At 59.3% G+C, this 24,579-nt stretch carries 10 protein-coding genes; 1 reads left to right on the top strand and 9 read right to left on the bottom strand.

Annotated elements, in window-relative coordinates; all coding sequences use genetic code 11:
• The first annotated feature begins 130 nt into the window (after positions 1 to 130).
• Positions 131 to 1,573 (top strand): FAD-dependent oxidoreductase, encoded by a 1,443-nt coding sequence (locus AC0V6X_RS01235; RefSeq protein WP_486182772.1) that lies wholly within the window; start codon positions 131 to 133, stop codon positions 1,571 to 1,573.
• Here AC0V6X_RS01235 and AC0V6X_RS01230 read toward each other — a convergent pair.
• From AC0V6X_RS01230 to AC0V6X_RS01190, 9 genes are all read right to left on the bottom strand, one after another.
• A complete protein-coding gene (locus tag AC0V6X_RS01230) occupies positions 1,565 to 1,861 on the bottom strand; it encodes a hypothetical protein (RefSeq protein ID WP_486182771.1) in 297 nt (98 codons plus the stop codon). The two genes, AC0V6X_RS01235 and AC0V6X_RS01230, sit on opposite strands and share 9 nt — an antisense overlap.
• Positions 1,858 to 2,904 (bottom strand): class I SAM-dependent methyltransferase, encoded by a 1,047-nt coding sequence (locus AC0V6X_RS01225; protein WP_486182770.1) that lies wholly within the window; start codon positions 2,902 to 2,904, stop codon positions 1,858 to 1,860. The genes AC0V6X_RS01230 and AC0V6X_RS01225 overlap by 4 nt, the downstream gene beginning before the upstream one ends.
• Positions 2,901 to 4,310, bottom strand: a complete 1,410-nt coding sequence (locus tag AC0V6X_RS01220; RefSeq protein WP_486182769.1) for an MFS transporter — start codon at positions 4,308 to 4,310, stop codon at positions 2,901 to 2,903. The genes AC0V6X_RS01225 and AC0V6X_RS01220 overlap by 4 nt, the downstream gene beginning before the upstream one ends.
• Entirely contained in the window at positions 4,307 to 5,614 is a 1,308-nt protein-coding gene (locus AC0V6X_RS01215; protein ID WP_486182768.1) for a serine hydrolase domain-containing protein, read from the bottom strand. Before AC0V6X_RS01215 ends, AC0V6X_RS01220 begins: the two co-directional genes overlap by 4 nt.
• 83 nt (positions 5,615 to 5,697) lie before the next feature.
• Positions 5,698 to 7,470: an ATP-binding cassette domain-containing protein gene (locus tag AC0V6X_RS01210; protein WP_486182767.1), complete on the bottom strand. Its 1,773-nt coding sequence runs from the start codon at positions 7,468 to 7,470 to the stop codon at positions 5,698 to 5,700.
• Positions 7,467 to 8,636: a glycosyltransferase family A protein gene (locus AC0V6X_RS01205; protein ID WP_486182766.1), complete on the bottom strand. Its 1,170-nt coding sequence runs from the start codon at positions 8,634 to 8,636 to the stop codon at positions 7,467 to 7,469. The genes AC0V6X_RS01210 and AC0V6X_RS01205 overlap by 4 nt, the downstream gene beginning before the upstream one ends.
• A 17-nt stretch (positions 8,637 to 8,653) precedes the next feature.
• Positions 8,654 to 21,511 carry a hypothetical protein gene (locus AC0V6X_RS01200; RefSeq protein ID WP_486182765.1) on the bottom strand — a complete coding sequence of 4,286 codons (12,858 nt, stop codon included), beginning with the start codon at positions 21,509 to 21,511 and terminating at the stop codon, positions 8,654 to 8,656.
• 114 nt (positions 21,512 to 21,625) lie between these two features.
• On the bottom strand, positions 21,626 to 22,855 hold the full coding sequence (locus AC0V6X_RS01195) for a TIGR03032 family protein (protein ID WP_486182764.1): 1,230 nt from the start codon (positions 22,853 to 22,855) through the stop codon (positions 21,626 to 21,628).
• Between the two features lie 134 nt (positions 22,856 to 22,989).
• The gene (locus tag AC0V6X_RS01190) at positions 22,990 to 24,558 is read right to left on the bottom strand and encodes a bifunctional AfsR/SARP family transcriptional regulator/alpha/beta hydrolase (RefSeq protein ID WP_486182763.1); all 1,569 of its coding nucleotides are present in this window, start codon (positions 24,556 to 24,558) and stop codon (positions 22,990 to 22,992) included.
• Between the last annotated feature and the right edge of the window lie 21 nt (positions 24,559 to 24,579).

The following is a 24,579-nucleotide window of genomic DNA, read 5'->3' as shown; positions in this document are numbered from 1 at the left end:
GAAATCATGGCTGAGTGACACTGTTGGGTAAGGAGATTGCTCCCCTGCCACGAGGGTCCAGACTATCCGAAGGCTGGGCAAAAGCGGAGTTGGGCCGAGCACCTGGCAAGTCACAGTGCATACTTCAAGAATGACAAAACGCAGCGTCTTCATAGCCGGGGGTGGTCCAAGCGGTTTGGCTGCAGCCCTCTTGTTCGATCAGTTGGGTTGGGACGAAATCATCCTTGCCGAACGCAGAGCATCGCCCAGCGACTTCGAAAAGAACAAGTCTTTCAACTATCAGATAGACGGGCGCGGTCAGATGCTTCTGCGGCGACTGGGTCTTGCCGACCAGCTTCCGACCTGCGGGGTGGCGAATGATGCTTTCACTGCCACTATCGTCAGTCCGGATGGCACCTCCAAAACCATGCAGGCACCGATCATCGATCCCGATCGACCGACATGTTATTGGACGACGCGCCGCAATCTTCTCACGCTGCTGGCGGATGCGGCGCGCGCGTCGCGGTCAGGGCGGATAAAGCTGCTCTACGGCCACGAATTTAGCGCGCTTAACGAAGATGCTGAGACAGGCCGCATCAAAGTCTCTATCGCTGCAATCTCAGGAGGCTCGCGCGAGTTTTCTCCCGACCTGATCCTCGCCTGTGACGGCCTCGTGTCGAGCATGCGCAAGGCTGCAGGCGCGCGCGCCGAAGTGCCGGAGGGTCACTTTGCAATGACGCAGTGTCCCTCCCCTTCTGCTCAGATGCGCTACCGAGTGCTGAACTTCCCTCCGGCTTTCGAGGCGGCAGGCGGAGCAGTCGCAATTGACGACACCACCCGCGCCTACATCTTCCCTTCCGCCTTTAGCGACTTCACAAAGACCGGGTCGCTCTTCGCCTTTCCGGTGGCAGGCGAAGACCAACCGCGCAGCCTCAACATCATTCGCGAGGGCGACCATCACATCTGGACGATCAAGCAGCCCGAAGCCCTGCTCGAATTCCTGGAGCAATCTTACCCCCAGCTCGACATCCGCACGCTGATCCCGAAGCGCGAGGCGGAGGACTTTGTCGAAATGCGCCCGGGTAAATTCCCGGAGCCACAATATGCCGCAAACCTCTCAGCCGATTTGGGATCGGGCGAGAATGCAGCGAAGCTTGTCCTGATAGGCGACGCCGCTCATGCCTTCCCGCCCGACTTGGGCCTCGGCGTCAATTCGGCGCTCGAAGACCTGGAATTGCTGGCACAGGAACTCGAGCAAGAGGATGACTGGACCTCAGCTGTCGAGACCTACGCGAAAGCGCGGCTACCTCAGTCCAAGGCACTCGTCCGGCTCGTGCAAACCGTTTTCCCAGAGCAATATGCGACCCGCAAATGGGCCACGCGGCGCTGGACGATCCTGTTCATCATTCAGCGCTTGCTCTACACAATCGCACCGTCTCTGGTCGACAAGCCCGCCTTCTTGCTGACGCAAAATCTAGAGCTTTCCTATATTGAGATAGAGCGCCGAAAACTCCGGTCTGAACGCAATATGCGGCTGATCGGACTTGGAGTGCTGGCTCTGGTAGCGGGCGCAATCGCCTACGCCCTACTTTGAGGTCTCGCCGTCAGCGCCTTGCAGCGCAGCCATGACATTGCCGATGATTGCGCTCATCGATTTCTCGCTTGCGGCCTTGAAGGCCTCATCAGGCTGGAAAGTGTCAATCGCTTCGGATGCCACCACGCCTTGTTGGTCGAGCAAGGTCTCCATAACCTGCACCCTGTCGTTGAGGACGACCACTTCGCGCATCAAGGTGATCAGCGCACGGCCCAGATTGTCGATCTGCGCCTCAGTCAGCAAGGTCCCTTCGGGCAGATTGAAGCTCTTGGGATCAGACGTGCTCATTGGGGCTTCCGGCCCATCACAACATGGGGGTACTGTCCCTCTGCGGTGACGTCGACGAAGCCGGCACTGCGAGCAATTTCAGCCAGATCAAGCATCGCGGATTCGCGCCAATGCGGCTCTCCGCCAAACTTCGCGCCGCGATCCGCTTTCCAGACCGACAGCTTATCGAGATCAGCATAGCGCGTGACGTCAGACATCAGCACATCACCGCCCGGTGCACAGACGCGGAAGGCCTCTGCGAACATGCGGCGGATGGCGTCTTCAGGCATTTCGTGGAGAACGATATAGCTGGCCACCAGGTCAAAGCTGCCCTCCTCGAACCCGGTGTCTTCAGCGCCGCGTTGATAGAGTTTCCACCCCCAACCATTGGCATTGGCGGTGCGCCAGGCGTGCTCCATCATCTCTGCGGCATAGTCGATCCCGGTGATCTGCGCATCGGGGTAGGTTTTTTGCAGCGCGTAAGTGAAGTGGCCCGACGAGCAGCCCATGTCGAGAATGTTCTCGTATTTGTCCTTTGGCGCCATCGCTGCGACATTGAGACGCTGTTGGAAGATGCCGCCCGGGAAGGTCACTCCCAGCATCTTGCGGTGGATCAGCTCGCCATGGATGAAGCCCTGGTTCGCGTTTTCGGTCCAGCCGCCAGTGGTGCGGTGGAAATTGACGCCGTCATAATAGTCCGGAAATTCGATATCGGGATTGCGTTCTAGGGTGGCAGGCCCTTGGGAAGTTGCTTCCATGACCGGTGCTAGGTCATCGGCAATTTCCTCGAACGCTTCGGCAGAAACGCGCCCGTGCATGCGACCGTGCCAATCGCCCAGCAGGCGTTGGGTGGCGAAGGCGTCGCTGCCAGCCAATATCTCATCCATAGCTGCATGCCGCTCATCCAGATCGTCAGGTAGTGCAGCAGGATCAGGCAGTTTCTCCGCAATCTCCGCATTCACCTGCGCCAAAATTGGGCCTGACGATTTGAGCATTTGGACCAGAAAATCGACCGAGGCTCGGCCACGCTGGCGCAATTCGGGGGCATTGATGTGCTGATTCATGCAAAAGTCTCTTCAGGTTTCGATTGTCTAATCTGTTCTTCAGTTAGTTTGTATCCGGACAGCAACAAGACTGCGATGATGTAAAACACCGCTGGCAGCCACGACACGGCAAGCAGCAGAGCGGTGCTAACATCGTCACCTTGCGGGACATCGGGCGGCAGATCCTTGTTGAAGCCCACAAAGCTGAGCGCCACGCCGACGATCAACGGGCCAACGGCTCCAGTCAGTTTTTCGACGAAGCTGTATAGCGCCGTGAACGCCCCTTCACGTCGCACGCCGGTTCTATTGGCGTCTTCGTTGATAATGTCGGTCAGCATGCTCATGGCCATGATGACATTGCCGCCAAAGGCGATGCCGACAATCGAAGCGCGGGCGAGGATCGACCACAGCGGCTCTTCCGGGCCTGCCAGCGTCCAGCTCAAAGCATAAAGGATGTTGACGCCAGCGGCGACGTAATAGGCAGCTTTCTTCCCATAGCGCTTCGAGAAGGCGACAAGTATCGGCGAGAATATGATGGTCGAGATCGACACGACCACGAAGAACATCGCCAAATAGGTGAAGTCGCGCTCCAGATATTGCAGGAAGAAGTAGGCCATGCCTGCGCCCATCGTCTGCACGCCCATTAGCTGCGAGAACTTTACACCGATCAGGCGCAGGAAGTGGGCATTGCCAACGACCGCGCCAAACTCTCCGCCAAGCTGTTCGAACTTGCTCCCCGTGCTAGCCTCTTCGGCCTCAGTAAAGCGAGCCTTAGCAGTGGTGATATAGCTCACCATCATGCTGACGAAGATGATCGATCCGCCAATGACACCGACGGTCGCCCAACTGCTTGCCTCACCAATACCAAGATAGTCGAGCAGCGCTTTGCTGCCTGCGCCCGCAGCCATTGAGCCGAGCGCCACGAACACCATGCGGAATGCATGGATCGAGGACCGCTCATGGTAATTGTCGGTCATTTCGGCAGGCATGGAAAGGTAAGGAATGTTGTAGAGCGTATAGCCGAACGCATAGAGGCAAAGCGCGCCGAACAGATAGGCTGCGGTCACATACTGATTGTCGAATTGCGGCGCTGTAAAGATCGCGGCGAAGCTTGCCGCACTGGCAAATGCTCCCCAGGTTAGGAATGGTCGGCGGCGACCTTTGGCAGACTTGTGCCTGTCGCTCCACAGGCCGACAATCGGGTCGGTCGCCACATCGAACAGCTTGCTGACAAGGATCACCGCACCGGCAAGCCACGGATCGATCCGAAGGATGCTCACTGCGAACAGCAGGATCACGCCAGAGATACCGTTCATAAGAACAGCTACGCCAAAGGCTCCGGTAGCCCAGCCCAGCTTCAGTCCGAAGGGGAGCTTTTGTTCAGAGGAAGCCACTGCGTCAGCACTACCTGCAATGCTAGCGTTCATTGGGCTTGCGCCTCCGGTAGGGGTTCTCCGCCATTTTCGGCGAGATCGCGGATCAGGAGGTTGGGTAGGAAGCTGTTGTCCCATTCAGCCTCGGCAGGCGGACGCCCGCCCAGGCGCAGGACAACCATATTCTTGGACGGTATCATCACCACGGTCTGGTTGCCGTTGCCATCGAAAAGATAGATGTCGCGGTCAGCATAGGGCTCAGAGTGCAGCACCTTGCCAAACGGCACCGACGGATTGGCAAATCCCCGGCGTTCAAGATATGGACCGGCGAGCCACAGGCCGAGGCCGTAATGCGGGTTCTCAGCCGTTCCGGTGCGCATTTCAGCGACGTAGCCATCGGGCAGCAGACGCTCCCCCTCCCACACGCCATCTTGCAACAACAGCACGCCCATCTTCAGGAAGCTGCGAGCTGGGATCAGCATGCAGCACCCCGAATGCGCCATCCCACCTTCGCGGTTGACCCAAACCGATCCTCCCGCCGCGCCCAACGGCTCAAGCAAGGCGGCGCTGACATATTCGGAATAGCGCATACCCGTGGCGCGCTCGATCAGCGGGGCAATCAATTCAGATGTCGCATTGGAGTATTCGTAACGCGTTCCCGGTTCATGGGTCAGCGGGTAATCGTGAATGATCACCTCATCATGGCGCGGGTGGAGATAGGCGCGGTTGAGCACATCATCTGGATCGCGCACAAAACCTTGGCGCAACAGTCCAGTCCGCATATCGAGCAGATGCCGGATGAGGATTTTTTCCCGCTCAGGGTCGCCCTGCCATTCGGTGATGAAATCGGCGACCGGCTGGTCGACTGATTGGATGTATCCTTGCTGCAAAGCCCGCCCGACGATCAGAGCTGTCACGGGCTTCGAGAGCGACTTGGACACCAAAGGCGACGCTTCGCTGAAATCGCCGAAATAGACTTCTTGTTCGATTACGCCATCGCGCCAAATGATGAACGCAGAAGAATTACGCTGGGCAGCATATTCCGTCGCTTGGTCCAGCGCCGACTGCGAGAGAGTGGGTGCACGAGCGTCGGGAAAACGTGTGACATCTTTGGCACCTGATACCGCTTCAAGCGGGTCATAGGCACCCAGCCCCGCGCCTCCACTTCCACCTTCTGCGAGCTGCTGAAAGCGAGCCAGATACAGGGCCTCATCCGCCTCGGAGTATCGTCCAGCCTCACCAATTGCAGTCTCTGAAGCCGCGACTGATCTTCCATCAGACGAGACACAAGCTGCCGTTGCAAACAGCGAGCCGAGAGCCAGAATAGTGGAAAGCTTGCTGAACGGTTTTGGGGTCATGGGCACCTTCTGGAAAGCAGATTAGGCCGCCAAAGCTCAATCCGGGAAGCCCCGTGGTCAATTCTCCATCTGGCGGAGACAATTCAAGCGGCTTGCGCATTGCCGCTAGTGAAATCGATCCGCCTTGCGCAATGCCGCAAGCTTTCCAAACGGTGCGAGACGAGCACGAGCGCCATATCGGGATAGCTGTGCGCAATGCTAGCAAGAATATCAGCTTCTAGCGCAAGGTCGATCGCACTGGTTGCTTCGTCCAGCAGCAGAACCTGTGGGCGCTGGTACAGAGCTCGGGCCAATGCCACGCGTTGGCGTTGACCGTTTGAGAGCTTGACCCCGTTCTCTCCCAGTTGTGACGCGAGACCGCTCGGTAGCGCCTTTAATAAATCCTCGACGCCCGACGCCTTAATCGCGACTTCCAGCCTTTCAGCGCTATGGTCTTCGGGGTCTTCGCCGAAGCAGATATTGTCCAAAAGGCTGGTGTCGAACAGAAAACTGGCTTCCCTGACCAGCGCAATCGAAGCTTGCCAATTTCTGAGGTGTTGTCCCTCAAGCCTATGATTGTTGACTTTGATCTCACCGTTTGAGGGTTTTCGAAAGCCTGCGATGAGGTCGACCAGCGTGCTCTTCCCCGCTCCCGATACTCCGGTCACCGCGACCCATTCGCCCCTCAAAAGCATGAATTGCACGCCGCTGAGGATCGGTTTCGCCGGATCATAGGCAAAGTCTAGGTCGGTTGCCTCCAATCCCTCGAACCGTGCTAGAGCTTGGCGCGTCTGTGGAGCCTTGCTCTGACGGTCCGGAGCTTTGTCTCCGCCCGATACGCCGCCTGTTGCAAGGCGCAAGACGTCACCAACGGATGCGCGATTGCCGCTGGCTTGGACGCTGCCGCTCCACACGGTCTGAACCAGCGGCAAAAGCCGTTGTAAGATCAAAGCCGCTGCGATCAGATAGGGGACGATGGCGACCAAGTCTCCGCCAAGCCAAATCACAGCGCAAAGCAAAACTACGATCAGGATCATGATGCTCGGCTGAAACAGGGCACGAGGCACCTGAGCGATCATCTGGTTGCGCGCTTCAGCCTGTCTGTAGCGCGCGTCGGCCTCGCTGACTTTCCGCTCGAAATACGCCAACCGGCCAGCAAGAGTGATTTCCCGTTTTGCGGACAGGCTCTCACGAACATGCTGCGTGCGCCTATCCCACCCACTCGCCATATCGCGGGACAGCTTTCTGATGGTCGGCACGGCACTGCGAGAGGCAATCGCATAGAGACTGGCCAGACCAAGCAGGGCTGCCAGGGTAACGAGCGGCGCCAAGGCCAGCGACAAAGCGATGAGGCAAGCAGCAATGATCAAAGCGGTCGACGCTGCAAGAAGCGGTCGAACAAAGCCGTGCGTGAGTGCTTGAACCTTGTCGACCGCCGCCTGAATTTCAGCGCTGTTTCGCTGCTCGCTCGCCGCGGCGTCTTCCGTCATGACGCGGTGGAAGATGTTAGCCACCATATGCTGGCCAAGCCGCGCGCAGAAGCTCTCTGAAAGCCAGATCAGGATGGAGCGCGTGATTGCTGCAATCACCGCCATGCCCGCGACAAGCGCGCCCAGAGCAAGCAGATGGAATTCCTCTGGCAAGGCCTGCGCCATCATGCTCGCAGCTCCCAGTGAACCGATAGCAGCAGAGCCCTGGCTTTGCGCTACCGCGGCAAGAAACGGGATCAGAGCGCCGATAGCGAACACTTCGCTAACCCCTGCGACCACGGCCAAGATGACAATGGTAGCCGCGCCGCGCCGATGCGCTACCGGTAGGGTGGCGATCAGCGAGCGTATCTCTGGCAGGATACCGCCAAAGGCAAGCAGCCGGCTCATTTGAACAGCGGCCCCTGCCCCTTGGCCCAAGTGACCAACCAGTTTCCCGCAAGCGCCTTTTCTACCGATGGGCGAGTGACGAGCCATTGCAAACACGGCTTAACCGTCAGGACAAGGGCGCGCCTCGGCATTCGGTAGAGGCGATAGAGAAAGCGGAACTTCGGGCGGTTTTCCGGCCGGGCGAACCATTGGAAAACGGCAGTCGCACGCGGGTTTTGCGGCGACAGCTGCGCAAACAGCTTCTCAACCCGCTGCCACAGCGCATCGCTTTCATCACGGCCCAAACGGTGGTAGAAATTGTTCATTCCGAACAGGCCATTGATCGTCACCTGGCGTTGCAGATCGGGCCGTTCTCCAATCCAGTCCGCCAGTGCTTCGTGCATCTCAAGACTGCGGCGCATTCTTTCGTCAACGCTGCTGTCGAGATACAGGTGCCCTTGGCCATGATGGCGGCGCTGGCCGGTGACGATATCGCACCGCACGCCTACGCCGCTTTCGAACACCACCCGCCAATTGAGCTCGGTATCCTCGCCCATGATTAGGCTTTCGTTGAAGGGTCCGGCACGCCGAATGGTCTCGCGCCGGTAAAGGGCAGCAAACAAAAGCCAGTGATTGCGTAGAATATTGCCGTCGCGCATGTGGGTGATACCTGAAAAGTCACCGGGTATAGGCTGCCCTTCCAGGTCGGTGTTGGTTACGCGCCCCAGCGCAAAAGGAGCCTGCCGCGCGCTTTCAAGCGCCCGCATAAGCGTGGACAATGCCTTGGGCTCAACCACGTCATCGGAATCGAGGAAGTATAGAAATGCGCCCTTGGCCGCTCTCAAGCCAGCATTGCGCGCGGCGGCGACCCCGCGGTTGGGCTGACGGATGAGATCAAGCCAAAGGTGCTCGTTTGCGCTGTGCCATCCGCGAACGACGTCGCTGGTTCGGTCGCTCGATCCGTCATCGACCACAATGATCTGTAGCGGCGCGTAGGATTGCTGCTTCAACGAATTGAGCGTGCCCACCACCAGCTTTTCACGATTGAAGGCCGGGACAATGACAGAGACAAGACCCGGCACGCCCAGCCCTGCCAGGAAACCGCCGCTCGGTGCGTCCGGCCGGTCGTGCCGCTCTTGGCCGGAGAGTGGAGCATACTCCATCACAGGGACCGGATCGCTGAACAAGCGCCCGCCACCTTCCTCTAGAACCGTATCCTCACTCCCATGCTGCCGCCAAAGGCAGTGTAGTCGGAGGAGAAATCCGCCTCGACCTGGAAGAAGCCAGAGACCGGCCCGTCTGTATTCAGATTCACGCCTGCTTCGACTTGAGCGTATGTGTCGATCGCTTCGTTCTGGAATGCGGTGCCGTCGGTTGCGAAGTCGAAACGAGTGATCCCGTCGCCTTCAAATTCGTGCACTGCTCGGCCATCGAGGAAGTACTCGATTGTCGCGCGCTCACCCAGCTGGCCTTCTCCGCCAATGCGAAGCCCTGCCGAACCGCGCAAGCCTTCAAATCCGTCGAAGTCGAACAACTGGCCGCCAAGGTCGAGGCTATCGAGACTGGTATCCTGATAGTCGACGCTGACGCTCGGTTCGATGTAGATGCCGGTGCCTTGCGTGCGATAACCCAGCTCGAACCGGCCACCCAGAGCCGATCCGTTGAGCCGCCCATTGAGGCCGCCCGCCAAACGGTCGGTGACGTCGCCGCTAAAGTCGTCATACTTGGCCAACGCCTCGGCAAACAGACCGCCTTTCTCATACGACAGCGCAAGACCAAAGTTGATCGCTTCGTATTCGACCCGCGTCGGGCTGTTGGCGATCGCGAGCTGAGAGTTCAGATAACCGCCGGTCAGACCGAATGTCAGCGTGTCGCTGATGCGTTTCTCCTTACCCGCTTGGATACCGAAGTAGTCCTGCGAATAATCGAGCACTTCATCGCCCGTGGCCACACCGGTCGGATCGGCGAATGCCTCATCCCGGCTAGCGTCGATGGCGTAGAGCACCATCCAGGCAGGCGTATCCTCAGCAGATGAGAAGCGCGCACCCGCACGGTGGTCTGACCACGCATCGCTGCTGCGATATGAAAGCGACTGCGCGCCCTCGACCAGCTTGCCGGCTTCGAACACGCGCGGCTCCAGCGACAGACCGAACAGGAAGTCGTTGGTTGCCGCATCGAAATCGAGCTGGAAGGACAGGAACGGCGTAACCGCCTGCTGCTGAGCAGAGATGGAGAAGGCATCCGCCGACGTCCCCGCACCTGCATTGACCAGCACGATGTCATTGGCGAGCGTCGCCTGCGTATTGAGCAGGTTAAGCGCAAGCTCTGTCTGGCCAGTCGCGGCTCCGCCAATGATGATTGCATCCGAAGCGCCATCAGCAAAGTCGACGTCGAGTGCGACCGTGCCGCCTTCTCCGATGAAGTTGCCCGAGGTCATTATCGACCCGCCAACCGTGTCATTCACCAGAGTGACGAGCCCTGCATTGGTGAAGCTTTCAAGCCGCTGGAAGTCGGCTGTGTCAGCGACCGAGACAGTGCCCGCATTGACCAGAGCATCAACGCCCTCGCCAAAGTCGCTCACGCCTGCTGCCACGAACAGATCGTTATTGGCAAAACTGTCCGCGCTGCCTGCGAAGCTGATCGCCTCGCCCAATGTGCCGTCGTTTAACAGCGCAATCGGTCCGGTTGCCTCGGTGCTGGCGAAGACCGCGAAGTCGCCGCCTGAAAGAGTGCCGCTATTGGTGATGGAGACCGCTCCGCCTTCGGTCGCAACCGCAACGCCATTGCCCTCGCCGAAGGTGGTCGCCGTCAGGTCAAAGGTGATCGTCCCATCGCCCGTGGTGGCCGCATCGATACCGGACAGGGTGCCCATGATGTCGCCATTGCCGGAAACAGAAATGTCTCCGCCCGCCGCATTGGCGAGGATGCCGTTGCCCGTAACACCCACAACCATGTCGAGCGCGGTGACGCTGATCGCGCCGCCTGCTGAGCCAAGGTCGAGGCCATCTCCGGCGAGGCCCTGCACGACGTCGATATCGTCGATGACAACCGCGCCGCCGCCGGAGCGGACATAAGCGCCGTCCGTAGCTCCAGAGATCGTGCCCGAAGAGCCCTCGATGGTGATCGCGCCTCCGGCCGAGCGTGCGTCGATGCCAAAGCCGGTCGTGCTCATCACGATCGCTGTGGAGGACAAGGTGATAGACGTCGCGCCAGTCGTGGCCTGCGTGTCGATGCCGACCGCGCCCATCACTTCGTTGACGAAGAGAGTAAGGTCCGCATCGGCCTGCTGGTCGGCAAAGATACCGGCGCTGTTGCCGATCACGGTGCCAGCCGAGCTGTCGATGCTGACAGCACCCGCATCGCTGACCGCCTTGATCCCGGCATCGCCTGTGCCTTGCACATCAGCGGTGACGATGGCGAGGGCGCCGGTGCCATTGTTGCGAGCATCAATGCCATCGTCGCCGCCAAATACAGTGCCTCCAGTCGTGGAGATCACCATCGAAGCGCCGCGCGAAGAGGCAAAGATGCCATCCGCGCCAACGCCCGTCACAGCGCCCGTCGCAATCGTCAGATCGCCCGAACCGCCATGTTCAGCCTCAATGCCTGAGGTCGCGCCAACCGCGCTACCCGCGGAGCTGTCGATGGCAAGGCCGCTCGTCGCGCCTTGCGTGGTGACGGAGATGCCTTCCGCATTGACCGAACCGACATCGCCGGTGGTGACAGTCGTTGCACCAGAGCCATAATTGACCGCTCTAATCCCAATATCTGCCGCCATGACGCTGCCTGCGCTGCTGTCGACAATCACGTCAGTCCCGCCGCCAAAGGCCCGGATGCCGCGGTCGCCCATGGCCGTCACATCACCAGTCGTGACAGACAAGATGCCAGAGCCATTGTTGCGCGCTCTCACACCATTGCCTGCGCCGATGACCGAGCCCGCGCTCGTGTCGACGGTGAGGTCCGTGCCAGTCACTTCTGCATCAACACCTGCGCCGCCTGCGCCGGTCACATCAGCCGTGGTAATGCTAGTTGCGCCAGCACCTGTCCCGCGAACAAAGACACCGCTCACACCGCCTTCGACAGAACCTGCGAGGCTGTCGATAGTGAGACCCGTGCTCGCATCGCCGTTTTGGACGTAGATGCCTACCATGCCACCGTCGACATCTCCTGTAGAGATCGCGACTGCGCCAACGCCTTCGTTGAGAGCCGCAACGCCTGCAGTGCCGCCGCTGACGCTTCCAGCGGTGCTGTCGATGGTCAGGCCGGCAGCGCCAGCGTCGACTAGCGCCATGATGCCAGCGCCAGTTTCACCGCCAACATTGCCGGTGGTGATGGTGGTTGAGCCGGTTCCAAGATGGCGTGAATAGACGCCATCCGTGCCGCCCGAGACAAGGCCAGCGCTGCTGTCGATGATCGTGTCGCCTTCGAAGTTGGCGACATCAATGCCCTTGCCGTCCGACGCGTTCACATCGCCAGAGGTGATGCTGAGAACACCCTCGCCACCAAAGGTGCGCGCCCGGATGCCGCTGCGCACGCCGCTGACAGTGCCAGCGACTGTATCGATCAGCAGGTCCGTGCCGGACTCTTGATAGGCCGCAATGCCATCAAGACCTGAGCCTGTGACATCCGCCGTGGTAATGGACAGAACGCCTGAGCCCTCATTTTCAGCGCGGATGCCGTTGCGCCCACCGCTCACTGTGCCAAGGCTGGTGTCGATGACAAGACCTGCGCCGCCCGCTTCCGCGTCGATCCCTTCTTCGATACCCCCGGTCACATCGCCGGTGGTGATCGACAAAAGGCCAGAGCCGTTGTTATCAACGTCAATCCCTTCCTCGCCTCCGAAAACCGCACCCAAGGTCGTGTTGATGGTGAGGTTCGTCGTGGAGCCCGCGCTAAAGGCATAGATGCCATAAGCGCCCGCGCCAGTGACATCAGCGGTGACAATTGAGAGGTCTCCGCTGCCGTTGTGATAGGCCTCAATCCCTTCATCACCTGCGATGATGGAGCCTGCGCTGGTGTCGATGAAGAAGCCATTGCCGCGGCTATCGGCATTGATGCCGTTATCGCTCTCACCCGTCACATCGGCCGTGGTGATGGACAAAGTGCCTGTGCCCAAGTGATCGACGATGATGCCGTCTTCGCCGCCGAACACAGCGCCAGCGCTGCTGTCGATCACGAGATCACCGCTCGCTGCACCGAGATTTTGCGCGAGTATCCCAGTAACATCACCGCTCACATCGGTGGTGGTGACACTGATAGTCCCCGCCCCGCTGCTGAGCGCAACAATACCGGAGCCTGCCTCGCCCAGAACCGTTCCGGCTGAGCTGTTGATGGTCAGATCACCGCCATCAGCCGTTAGGTTGTTGGCGAAGATACCGTTTCCCGCACCCGTCACGTCAGCGGTGCTGATCACCATATCGCCGCTGCCCGAATTGATCGCGGTAATACCTTCACCCCCGCCCGATACGGACCCTGCGGAACTATCGATAGCAACGCCCGAAGTGTCTGAACCGGCGAGCACAAAGATGCCGGAGCCTGTTCCACCTGTGACATCAGCGGTGGTGATTGTGGCAGAGCCAGCACCGTTGTGGTCCACTGCAATACCAGCAGCTCCGCCAGACACAGCGCCTGCCGCGCTGTTGACCGTCACATCACTGGCACCAGCAACGTCGATGTCGATGCCGCTGCCGGAAACGCCCGTCACATCTGCGACGACGACCGAGACATTTCCGCCGTCTTCGATCTCAGCATATACGCCATCGCTGCCGCCTGAGACTGCGCCTGCTGTACTGTCGATGGTGACGCCGCCGCCGTCAGTTGAGGTAGCCTGGATGGCGTCTCCTGTTTCGGCTGTGACATCGCCCGTCGTGATGGAAATCGAGCCAGTTCCGCTGGATCCAATCACACCCGCGCCACCGGAGTTTACCTGCCCAGCGGTGGTATCGATCACCAGGTCTGCGGCATTCGTGATCCCCAGTACGCCCGCGTCATAGCCGTAATTCGACGCGCCAAGCGCATTTACATCGCCGGTCGTAATCGCAAGAGTACCACCATCATTTGACAGTACTGCCCCGGCCACGCCGTAGCCTTGCGCGGTTACCGTACCAAGGGTCGTATCGATTGTGACGTTCGCCTCACCTGTGTCGCTCAGGTGCAAAGCAAAGACGCCGGCGTCTCCATCTTGTGTCGCAGTGACGTCTGCGGTGACGATAACAGTATCGCCCAAACCATAATTGAAAGAGCTGATCCCGCTTTCCCCGGCCTCAACCGCGCCAGCGGTGGTGTCGATAATGACATCACCCGCTTGCGCGCTGGCGAAGGCTATGATGCCGTATTCGCCGCCGGTCACATCGCCGGTCACGATGCTGACATCGCCGGATCCTTGGTTGAACGCGGCTATGCCGTTCGCGCCCCCTTCGACGCTGCCTGCAGAGCTGTCGATGGCGAGATCGCCGCTGGTCGCATCGCGGTTGAGGGCGTAGATCCCGTCTCCACCGGTGCCTGTCACATCTCCTGCGATGATCGTCAGGTCACCCGCATCCGCATTGATTGCGCGAATGCCCGTCGTTCCGCCGCTGACAGCGCCTGCCGAGCTATCGATGCGCACGCTGCCACCTTCGCCGGGACCATCTACATCGTCTGATGCGAAGATGCCTTCGGCAGCGATACCTGTGACATCAGCGGTGGTGATTGTGATATCCGTGCCAGAGCGGTTGGTGACCGAAATCCCGCGATTGCCGCCAGAGATCGCGCCTGCGCTGGTGTCGATATCGACTTCATCGAAATAGTCGTTCAGCGAAACGCCATCGCCAATATCCGCCGTCACATTGGCAGCGATGATCGAGATACTCGATGCACCTCCAATGACGCGGATACCATTGTCGCCCGCAATGACATCGCCAGCGCTGGTGTCGATAGTAACTGCCCCAGCAACAGTGGCATTGTTCAGGTAGATTCCATCCCCGCTCCCCGCTGACACATCTGCGGTTGTGATCGCGATAGTTTGCGGACCGCCTGATCCCAGCAGGGGATTGCCCGTTGCCAGCACGGCGATGCCGCTAGCGCCGCCGCTGACAGCGCCTGCGGAGCTATCGATCAGAATATCGCCGGACGCATCATGAGCCACATCAATTGCGTTACCGGAGGTGCCTGTCACATCACCGGTCACGACGGACACGTCGCCGCTTCCGCCATGCAAAGCAATAATGCCGTCCTGTCCGGCCGAAACGGCGCCAGCGGTGCTATCGATGGACACACCTTCAGAACCGGTGCCAGTGTTCACAACAACGCCAGAGCCCGTCTGCGCGGTTACGTCCGCTGTGGTAACCGCAATCGTCGCATTGAAGCCGCCCGCCTCAATGCCTGAGCCGCCCGCATTCACAGCGCCCGCGCTGGTGTCGATCTGGATCGTTTCCGTATCGCCATAGCCTTGGACGTTGATGCCGCCCCCGGTCGTGGCCGTGACGTCACCGGTGGTAACACTCACAGTCTCAGCATTGTTGGCCGAGACAAAGATACCGTTGGTAAGGCCCGAGACGGTCCCGGCGGTGGAGTCGATTGCAACGCTGCCATTAGCAGTCGAAGCCTCGATCCCGTCTCCGGCTGTACCGGTGACATTGGCGGTGGTGATCTGCACATCGCCGTCACCTTCATTGACCGCGCGGATACCCACCGCTGCGGTCACATCGTAATTGGTGGTGTTGATGATGATGTCGCCAGCTAAGTCGGCATCTCCCTCGACACCATATGTGTCTCCGGTCACCGGCCCCGAAGTGCCGATAGTGATCGTGCCACCGGTGGAATAGGCCGCAATCCCGATGCCATCGGTCGCGGTGATCCCGCCATCGAAGCCAACATTGTCGATGGTGATGTTGCCGCCCAGGGTGGAGCTGGCGAAGATACCGTTCCCGCCAATCCCGGTAATGGTGCCGATATCGCTGACAAAGATATTTCCAGCAGCTGTGGTCAGATTGAGCGCATCGCCGTTTTGCCCGGTAACGCTATCAAGGCCGCTTACGGTGATGTCAGCTGTTTGGAAGTCGGTAAAATTGCCATCCGCGTCAATTGCAACCACCGCTGTAATGTTTGTCGTCTCAAGACGGATTCCGTGCGTCGCGCCGACAACATTGCTGTCTACGCCCTCGCCTCCGCTCACAAAGATAGCGGCTGTCGCTTGGTTGGTGGTCGCGAGAATGCCTTCCGCGCCCTGGCCCGTCACATTGCCGACCGTGATGGTCAGATCGCCCGAGCCGCCGTGGTATGCATAGATACCGCGATTTGCACCGATGGTCGCACCATCGCTGGTGTCGATGTCGAGCGTGCCGGAATCGGTGCCTGTCACAAACTCCACACCATCTCCGGTCAGGCCAACCACATTGGCGGTTGTGACGCTCGCCGAGCCAGTGCCATTATGGATTGCTAAAACACCCGAGGTATCGCCGGTCACTGTGCCAGCGCTGCTGTCGATGGTAAGGCTGCCCGTAAATCCAAAATTCGCCACAAAGATGCCAGCACCGCCCTCGCCCGAGCCGTCGCCGGAAGTCACATCGCCAGTGATGATGCTGGTGTCTTCGAGACCCGCATTCAACACGCGAACACCGGCGGAATAGGAGTTGGGCCCGGCGACAACCGATCCCGCACTGGTATCGATTTCAACACCGCCGCCGCCTTCGCCTACCGCAACGTCAATGCCATATCCAGTCTCGCTCACGACATCGCCAGCCGTGATCGACACGCCTCCGCCACCATAAATGCTGGCTTGGATACCGTCTTGCTGGCCGCGAACGGCGCCTGCTGATGTATCAATACTGACATCAGCGCTGCCGGACTGGACAAGATTGATCGCGTCAGCGTTTAGACTTTCGACATCACCACTGGTGATCGAGACCTCGCCAGAGCCGAGGCTTCGAACAAGAATGCCAGCTCGCGAGCCGGTTACACTGCCCGCGCTGCTATCGATGGTAATCGCCTCAGCGCCGCTCTGGTTTTCAGCCCGGATGCCATAGTCCGTTTGACCGGTAACATTCCCTGCAACGACCGAGATTGAACCCGAAATGCCGTTGCCCGTCGCCAGAATGCCGGACTCTTGGCCGGTCACGTCGCCCGCGCTGCTGTCGATGGTCAGATCGCCTGTGCTTGCGCCATTGGTCGCTCTAATACCGTTGCCGGTTTCGCCGGTCACATCGCCAGTCGTGATAGTGGTATCGCCCGTGCCGTCGTTGCGGGCGGAGATTCCGTTCTGACCGCCGGTTACTGTGCCTGCTGTGGTGTTGATCAGCAAATCGGTGCCATAATTCTCAACTTCAAGCGCGACTTGAGTGGCGCCGGTCGCGTCGGCTGTCGTTATGGAGAGAACCCCGGAACCCGTGTTACGGGCGCGCAAAGCAGAGCCTTGGCCAAAGACGCTGCCAGCTGCGGTGTTGATCGTAAGGTCCGTGCCGTCGTTAAATGCCTCAATACCCTCATCGCGAACCCCGGTCACATCGGCTGTGATCAGCGTCGCAGAGCCCGTGCCGTCATTGTCGATCTCGATGCCTTCAAAATTTCCGATAACGGAGCCAGCGCTGGTATCGACAGTGAGATTGGTGCCATCCTCTGAATTATAAGCATAGACGCCATAGTCATCGCCATTCAGATCGCCCGTGGTGACGATGAGCTCACCGGTACCATAGTTTCTGGCGTAAATAGCATCGTCGGTGGTCCCAACGATTGTGCCCGCAGTGGTGTCTATGACCAGATCAGTGCCATAGCCATAAGCCCGAATACCATGCTCACCATAGCCGGTCACATCAGCCGTAGTGATGGAGAGCGCGCCCGTTCCTTCGTGCTGCACATAAATGCCGTCATCGCCGCCAATGACGGTGCCAGCGAGCGTATTGATGGTGAGGTCACCTGCATTGCTGTCAGTCTCGACCTCGATGCCGTAGCCTATGACACTGGTTACATCGGCGGTTGTGATAGTGGTATCGCCGCCGCCATTGTTGCGCGCAACAATCCCGTCATTGCCACCGGTGACGCTTCCCGCGCTGCTGTCGATGGTGAGATCGCCCGTTGCCAAGCCTTGATTGATAGCTCGGATGCCATCACCCGCTTCGCCGTCGACATTGGCGGTTGTGATGGACAGATCGCCAGTGTCGAAGTTGAACGCATCAATCCCATCCTCAGCGCCGGTGACAGTGCCAAGAGTGGTGTTGATCGTGATATCCGCGCCGTTGCCGGCTTCACCATCATCGCGCACATTGATGCCGTCGGCGCCCAGACCTGTGACATCGGCTGTTGTGATGGTCGCGTTCTCATCATCGCCATAATGGCGCACGCGGATGCCGTTTTGCGCGCCCACAACCGCGCCCGCGCTTGTATCGAGGATCAGCTCACCGCCATCAATCCCGTTGTAAATGTCAACGCCGTGCCCGGTGCCGCCAGCTGTGTCGCCGGTCACATCCGCTGTGGTAATCGTGGCAGCGCCCGTCCCCCGGTTTGTCACGGCGATGCCGCTAGAATTCTGTCCGTTTCCGGCAACTGAGCCCGCCGAGGTATCAACCGTAACATCAGTTCCGTAGTTCGTGACCGTTAGAGCTGTGCTCCCGGTAATGGAAACAACATCAGCTGTCGTGATTGTTGTTGAACCCGTGCCTGAATTGGTCGCATCAATGGCATTGCCGTAGTAGGTGTAAACTCGTCCGCCCGTTGTATCGAGAGTAAGATTGGTGCCTGAATTGCTGACAGCGATGGCGTCACCATTCTCGCCATAGGAGCTTACATCGCCTGTGGTGATGTTGGTGGAGCCGGCTCCATTGTTTTGCGCATCAATTCCGCCGTAAATGCCAGACACCGCACCTGCGCTGGAGTTGATGGTGAGGTCGCCCGTCGATGCGTGGACGTTTCTTGCAAAAATACCAGTTGCTGCCTGGCCGGTGACATCCGCAGTGGTGATCGAAAGATCGCCGAAGCCTGCGTTGTCGGCCACAATGCCAGCAACCGCTCCCGTGACGCTGCCTGCAGAGCTGTCAATTGCAATTCCGCCAGCGCCAAAACCATCTAGGCCAAATGTATCAGCGATAATACCCGAACTGCCCTCGCTCGTCACATCGCCTGTGGTGATGGTGGTGGATCCATAGCCGCGATTAGACGTGAAGATACCGATATTGCTGCCAGTAACTGCGCCAGCGCTTGAATCGATACTGATGTCGCCAGAGCCGTAATCGTTCAGCGCGCTGATGCCCACTCCAGATGCTGCGGTCACATCAGCGGTCGTGATGGCAATAGAGTAGCCTCCAAAAGACGGATCATGTTGCGCGACATCGATGCCATTTCGCGCGCCGGAAACCGAGCCTGCGGTGCTGTCGATGCTGATATCACCATAATCGCTGCGCACGAAGATACCATCATCGCCCGAGCCGCTAACATCGGCAGTCGTGATCGTAAGATCGCCATAGCCAGAGTGAATGACCTGGATCCCGTCATCACCGCCGGACACTGCACCGGCACTGGTGTCAACTGTCACAGAACCCGTTGCAAAGGCATTGTAAACATAGATCCCATCCGAGTTGGTGCCCGTGACATTCCCGGTCGTGATCGAGACATCGCCGTTCCCGTAATTGAGCGCCTCGATGCCTATAGAACTGCCGCGCACATTTCCTGCGCTGCTATCGATGGTAAGGTTGCCAGCATTGAAAGCATTGATGGCATAAATTCCATCACGCGCGCCGCCAACGACATTGGCCGTAGTGATAGAAGTGTCGCCGGTGCCGTCATTGATCGTGCGGATGCCGTATGTTTGACCGGCTACGCGGCCTGCAGAGCTGTCGACGGTCAGGCCGGTGGTGTTCGCGTAATTGCTGACAAAAATACCATCACGATCGCCGGTTTCGCCATATTCGCTATCAACGCCCGCGGTGATGACGGTCGTCGCGCCCGTGCCCTGGTTGATGGCTCTGACCCCAGTGTAAGCGCCAACGACTGCGCCCGCGCTGCTGTCAATTGTCAAATCGCCCGCGCTGGCGCTGTTCACAGCATCAATGCCATTGCCGCCCTCGCCATCAACGTCAGCCGTAGTGATCGAAGTATCGCCGGTGCCAAAATTCCGTGCCGCTATACCATTGTCTGAAGCGCTGCTGACTGTGCCAGCGCTGCTATCGATGGTGATGTTGTTCGTTGCCGTACTGTTTTGAACAAAGATGCCGTCTCGGGTAATACTGCTTACATCGCCCGTTGTGACCGAGGCGTTGCCCGAGCCATCGTTGAGCACGAAGATGCCTCTGGATTGACCAAATACAGAGCCGCCGCTGCTATCCACGGTGATGTCACCGGACCTGTATTGGTTCTGAACATCAATGCCGTATCGGCCCGTGCCAGTTACATCACCGGTAATTATAGTTGTTTCGCCAGTGCCATTCTGACGTGCAAAGATGCCGCGATCGGCGCCGATAACAGCGCCAGCGCTACTGTCGATGGTGAGGTTTTCACCGTCAGCAGCGTTGATCGCCTGAATGCCATTGCCGTTTTCACCATCGACATCGCCGGTGGTGATTGTGGTATCGCCGGTACCATTGTTGAGGGCGAAAATGCCCCGGTCTTGGCCCGTCACCGTCCCCGCGCTGCTGTCGATCGTCAGATCGGTTGCAGTGCTGCCATTTACTGCATTGATCCCGTCAACGATGCCGCCTTCACCAGCGCCCGTGTCCACATCGGCAGTGATAATCGTGGTCGCGCCATCGCCTTGGTTCTGAGTGACGATGCCGCCATATTGACCGAACACAGTGCCAGCGGTGGTGTCGATCTCAATATCGCCAGAACCAGCCGCGTTGATCACTTCAATGCCGTCAATACCTTCGCCATCGACATCGCCGGTGGTGATGGTGGTTGCGCCTGTACCATTGTTCCGGGCTTCGATGCCGGTAGTGGAGGCTCTTATCGCGCCGGCAGTGCTGTCAATCGTGAGGTCAGTTCCATCACTATCGGCAAAAATGCCGCGGCCACCCGCCTCGATTGCGCCCGACACAATGCTCAAAGAGCCGCTGCCTTCGTTGACCGCTAGAATTCCGTTGGTGGTCGCATTGATCAGGCCTGCGGTGGTGTCGACCGACAGATCTGTACCGCCGCCGCGGTTGATCGCGCGCACCGCGCCTAGCCCGGATGTCACATCACCCGTCGTTACCGAAATCGCGCCGGTGCCATTGTTAAAGACCACAACCCCGCGATCGCCTGACGTGACCGCGCCCGCCGATGTGTCGACGGTAATGTTGCCAGCGCTCACTGCGTTGACCGCGACGACGCCGTAGCCGTTCTCGCCGTCAACATCTGCCGTTATAACTGACAGATCGCCAGTGCCAAAATGTTTGGCGTAAATTCCAGTTCTACCGCCAGTTACAGTGCCAGCAGTCGTGTCTAGACTGATGAAGGAGTCGTTCCCGGCACCGAAGTTGTTCGAGGCATAAATCCCGTCGCTTGAGACGCCGGTAACATCGCCCCCAGTTGTGACATCAATGCTCCCATAGCTGTCGTGTATGTCGATGCCATATGTTGCACCGCGAATAGTGCTTGATCCGCTTTCCTGTACGATCACCAGATCGCCGGCACCGACAATATTGAAACCATCGGGCGCGGCTCCATCCACTTCGAACCCATCCTGGATCGTAATGGTCAGATCATCGCCATTTGGAAAAAAATCTTGCTCAACCGTCGCCGGATCGCCGTTGTCCTCGCACACGAACTCGCCCGGATTGACCTCGACACACGCATCCTCTGCCTGCGCTTGCGCGCTGGAGGGCGCTAGGACGGGCGCGCCCGCCGCCAACAAGGCGACAGGCGCGGCGCCCCAACGCAACAGACGGCGAGCCAAACCGAGGGTCAAGGTGGCCGGCTCACCGCCTGCTACGAGGGTTTGCCCTGCTCCGTATGTGACCAGACCCAGCTCAGGCGAGTAGCTTGCGACCACCCCCTTATGCTTGGTCATACGGCCACCGCGAAGCACGGCGGAACGGCTCCAACGCAAGACATTCTCCGCCCCCCGATTGATCGAGGTCAGAGAAAGTGAATGGGCTTGCGATTGGATTTTCTTGGCCATTGGAACTCTCGGATTAGATGGGTTTGATTGGGAGTATTTGGATTTGGGTTCAGCCCGCCCCGGCGCAGGGGCACACACCGGAGCGAGCTGGACCGCAGCCTTTGCGCCGGAGGATTAGGCAGGCTGCTCTTGACCGTCTGGAGAACCGGTCTGATCAAAAGTGATGAGCGTCGCGGCATCGACCGAAGTGGGCGAGACCGTCATCGGGCAGCGGTGCCCGTGGACCAGCTCGACATCGTAAAGCTCGCCAATGTCGCCATCGATGCGGAACCATTCGACGCAAGTGCCTTTGGCAAGGTCGATGACCTGCACACCGCACCATGGCTCGCTATCTGCATCCTTCAGCCGCTGATCGAGCGCGAGGCCTTCGAAGCGTTTGTAGCGCGGGCGCGACAGGCCGACGAAGGCGAGGCCATCGTGGAAGGACAGGCCGCGCAGGAAGCCAGGGCAAAAGGCAACCGGCTTGAACGTGCCCATCTTCGGCTTCTTGGATTTGGTGGCCTTGGGCATCTCTACATAGCCAAGCTCACCCGTGCCCGAATTGAGCAGCCACAATTTTCCATCATGCCAACGCGGCGAATGCGGCATGGAGAGCCCTTCGCAAATGACCGCGCCGCTCTCGACGTCGATGACAACCCCGCCATCCGCGCGGCGGTCGCGCCAGCCGTCAATCGTGTCTGACTTAGAGACAGCGGTGACGAAGGCCGGCTTGCCATCACGCATGGCGAGCCCGTTCAGGTGGCAGCGATCTTCCTTAACGATGTCGCTGATGAAATCGGGCTTCCACACCACTTCAAACGAATGGCGCAAAGATGGCTTGGCAAGGCAGTTGAAGGCGGTGTTGACGAAGATGATCTCCCCGTCGCTGGCCACGCCGACATCATGCGCATCAAGCTGTCCGGTGACGTAGTTCATGCGCGGCATGAAGCAGCCGTCGTAGAGCTGGTTGATGCGCTGATCGGGCTCCAGCACATTGGCGAGCCGCATGATCTGCGCGCCGGTTGAGAGCACCAAAGCGCCTTCGCCGTCCGCTGCCAGACCCATCGGTTTTGGCATACCCGACTGGTGGAGCTGCGCCCCGCCCTGCGGCCCCATACCCAGCATATAAAGATAGCCAGACTGGTAGGACGTGAACGCCAGCGAGGCGTTGAGCTTGCCCAGCAATTGGATCAGCCCGCCCGAAAGCGAGAAATCCGCCTTGGGCGCGGTCGCCGTTGCTTGGCTGGGCGCAACGCGATGGCGCTGTGCGGGCTGTTGGGCAGGCTGCCCAGCAGTAGCTTGTGGTTTAGAATTTTGAGCAGATTGCGACGATTGCTCAGGCGAGACTGCCTGTTTCGTTTCCATGATAAGACCCTCTTTGGTGGAGCCTGCGGAATGCAGACCTCCAAAACCGAGGATCACTGTCTCAAAGAAGCGTGGTAGCGAACGTTGTAGCCAGCGTTGGAATCCCCGCTCAAAAGCGTGGAATCTACGCAAAATTACGTTTGAGCGAGGAAGCTTCGCACAATGTCCGTGAATTGCTGGGAGGCCTTTTCACGCCCCAACAACAAGTGGTTATTGCTGTCCACTCCCGCGATCTCTGCATCCGGAATGCGCGCGGCAATCGACCGGGCGGTCGCAAAAGGAATGCGTTGATCTCCGCGCGAATGCACCACAAGTGTCGGGCATTGGACGTCTTTCAGGCGGTCTCGCACGTCAATCGTCGAGAACGCTTCAAGAAAGCGGACGGCATTTTGCGGAGAGGTCGTCTGGCGCTGAAACTCGTCGAACCAGTCGAGCTCTTCCGCGCTCGCATCGGGCATAAAGGTCTGTGAGAAAAGATGGCGATACGCAGGATTGTCGCTGCCCCACCCGGTTTCGGTAAGGACCATCACCGCTTCGCGCGCGCGCACTTCGTCCTCCGGCGCGGTGTGACGCCACCCGCAATCATAGGCACCGAACAGAATCAGCTTGGACACACGCTCTGGATGGCGCGCTGCATATTCGATGGATACCGCTGCGCCCTGGCTAATGCCGAGCAGGGGAAAGCGCTCAAGCCCCGCAGCTTCAACAACCTGCTCTAGATCCTCGACAAAATCGTCAAAGGTCAGCGTTTCCACGTCCCAATCCGACAGTCCGCAACCGCGCTCATCATAGCGAATGACGCGGTGGGTGCGGGAGAGTTCGCGGAAGAGAGGGCTCCAGATCGGGGCGTCCCAGTCGAGTTCGAGGTGGTTGAGCCAGTTGGCCGCTTTAACCAGCGGCGGATGACTGGCCTCGCCCACACTTGCCCAAGCGATACAGACTTTGTCCTTGCCCTCAATCAAGCGGATGCGTTGCCCCGCTGGCGCAGTTGCCCCGCGCGTATCGGCCGATGGATCGATCTCGAAATCGGGCGGGGTGATCCCCGCTTCTTCAAACGTACGGCGCAGATAGTCTGCCAACGCGACAGCAGCGGCCTGTCCTGAGGAAAAGTGCTTGGCTTCAAACGCACTGGTCGCAGCATCGCGCGAATAGGGCGTTAGGCTCAGCCACCGCTCGGCCCACTTGTCACGCATCTGCCAGGCCAGACCGTGATCTCGGGCAAAGCGTCGCGCCAGAAGAGCGCGAGTGCGGACAAGTTCGCTGCGCTGCCCATCGAGCCATATGCCAAACTCGGGCTGGTTGGGCAGTTCACAATCCTCCAGCCAAACCCCAGTCGTCGCCGCCCAGATCGCATCGGCCTCTTCCTCGCTGCATGTTGCGGTGGCAGCCATCTCCTTCAGGCGACTGACGTCCACATCCGCATCGACAGGCGCAAACCACGCAGCCTTGCGATCAGCACTCAATCGCTCAGCGTCGCCTGAGTTGACGGCGCTGCGCAATTTAGAGAGCGACCAGCGTAGCGAGGCGAGCGGATCATCGGGCGCATCCCAGAACAGCTCGCACAAAGACTGGCGCGAAGGGCGTCCCCCTTCTGCGATCAGATAGGCCAGCAAAGCGCGGGTCTTGCGCGAAGAGGGAAGCGCGACCTCCTCTCCATCCTGCGTGAGGGTCAGCCCGCCAAAGGTGATGATGTTCAGCGACATGACGGCTTACAATCTCCGCGA

It is taken from the genome of Erythrobacter sp. S267, assembly GCF_057365045.1.
This window is presented reverse-complemented; position numbering and strand designations above follow the sequence as displayed.

What these genes read in the sequence shown, in the direction of transcription:
- AC0V6X_RS01220 (WP_486182769.1), bottom strand. Translation starts at nt 4,310, where the DNA reads ATGAACGCTAGCATTGCAGGTAGTGCTGACGCAGTGGCTTCCTCTGAA.
- AC0V6X_RS01215 (WP_486182768.1), bottom strand. Translation starts at nt 5,614, where the DNA reads ATGACCCCAAAACCGTTCAGCAAGCTTTCCACTATTCTGGCTCTCGGC.
- AC0V6X_RS01235 (WP_486182772.1), top strand. Translation starts at nt 131, where the DNA reads ATGACAAAACGCAGCGTCTTCATAGCCGGGGGTGGTCCAAGCGGTTTG.
- AC0V6X_RS01230 (WP_486182771.1), bottom strand. Translation starts at nt 1,861, where the DNA reads ATGAGCACGTCTGATCCCAAGAGCTTCAATCTGCCCGAAGGGACCTTG.
- AC0V6X_RS01190 (WP_486182763.1), bottom strand. Translation starts at nt 24,558, where the DNA reads ATGTCGCTGAACATCATCACCTTTGGCGGGCTGACCCTCACGCAGGAT.
- AC0V6X_RS01200 (WP_486182765.1), bottom strand. Translation starts at nt 21,511, where the DNA reads ATGGCCAAGAAAATCCAATCGCAAGCCCATTCACTTTCTCTGACCTCG.
- AC0V6X_RS01210 (WP_486182767.1), bottom strand. Translation starts at nt 7,470, where the DNA reads ATGAGCCGGCTGCTTGCCTTTGGCGGTATCCTGCCAGAGATACGCTCG.
- AC0V6X_RS01195 (WP_486182764.1), bottom strand. Translation starts at nt 22,855, where the DNA reads ATGGAAACGAAACAGGCAGTCTCGCCTGAGCAATCGTCGCAATCTGCT.
- AC0V6X_RS01225 (WP_486182770.1), bottom strand. Translation starts at nt 2,904, where the DNA reads ATGAATCAGCACATCAATGCCCCCGAATTGCGCCAGCGTGGCCGAGCC.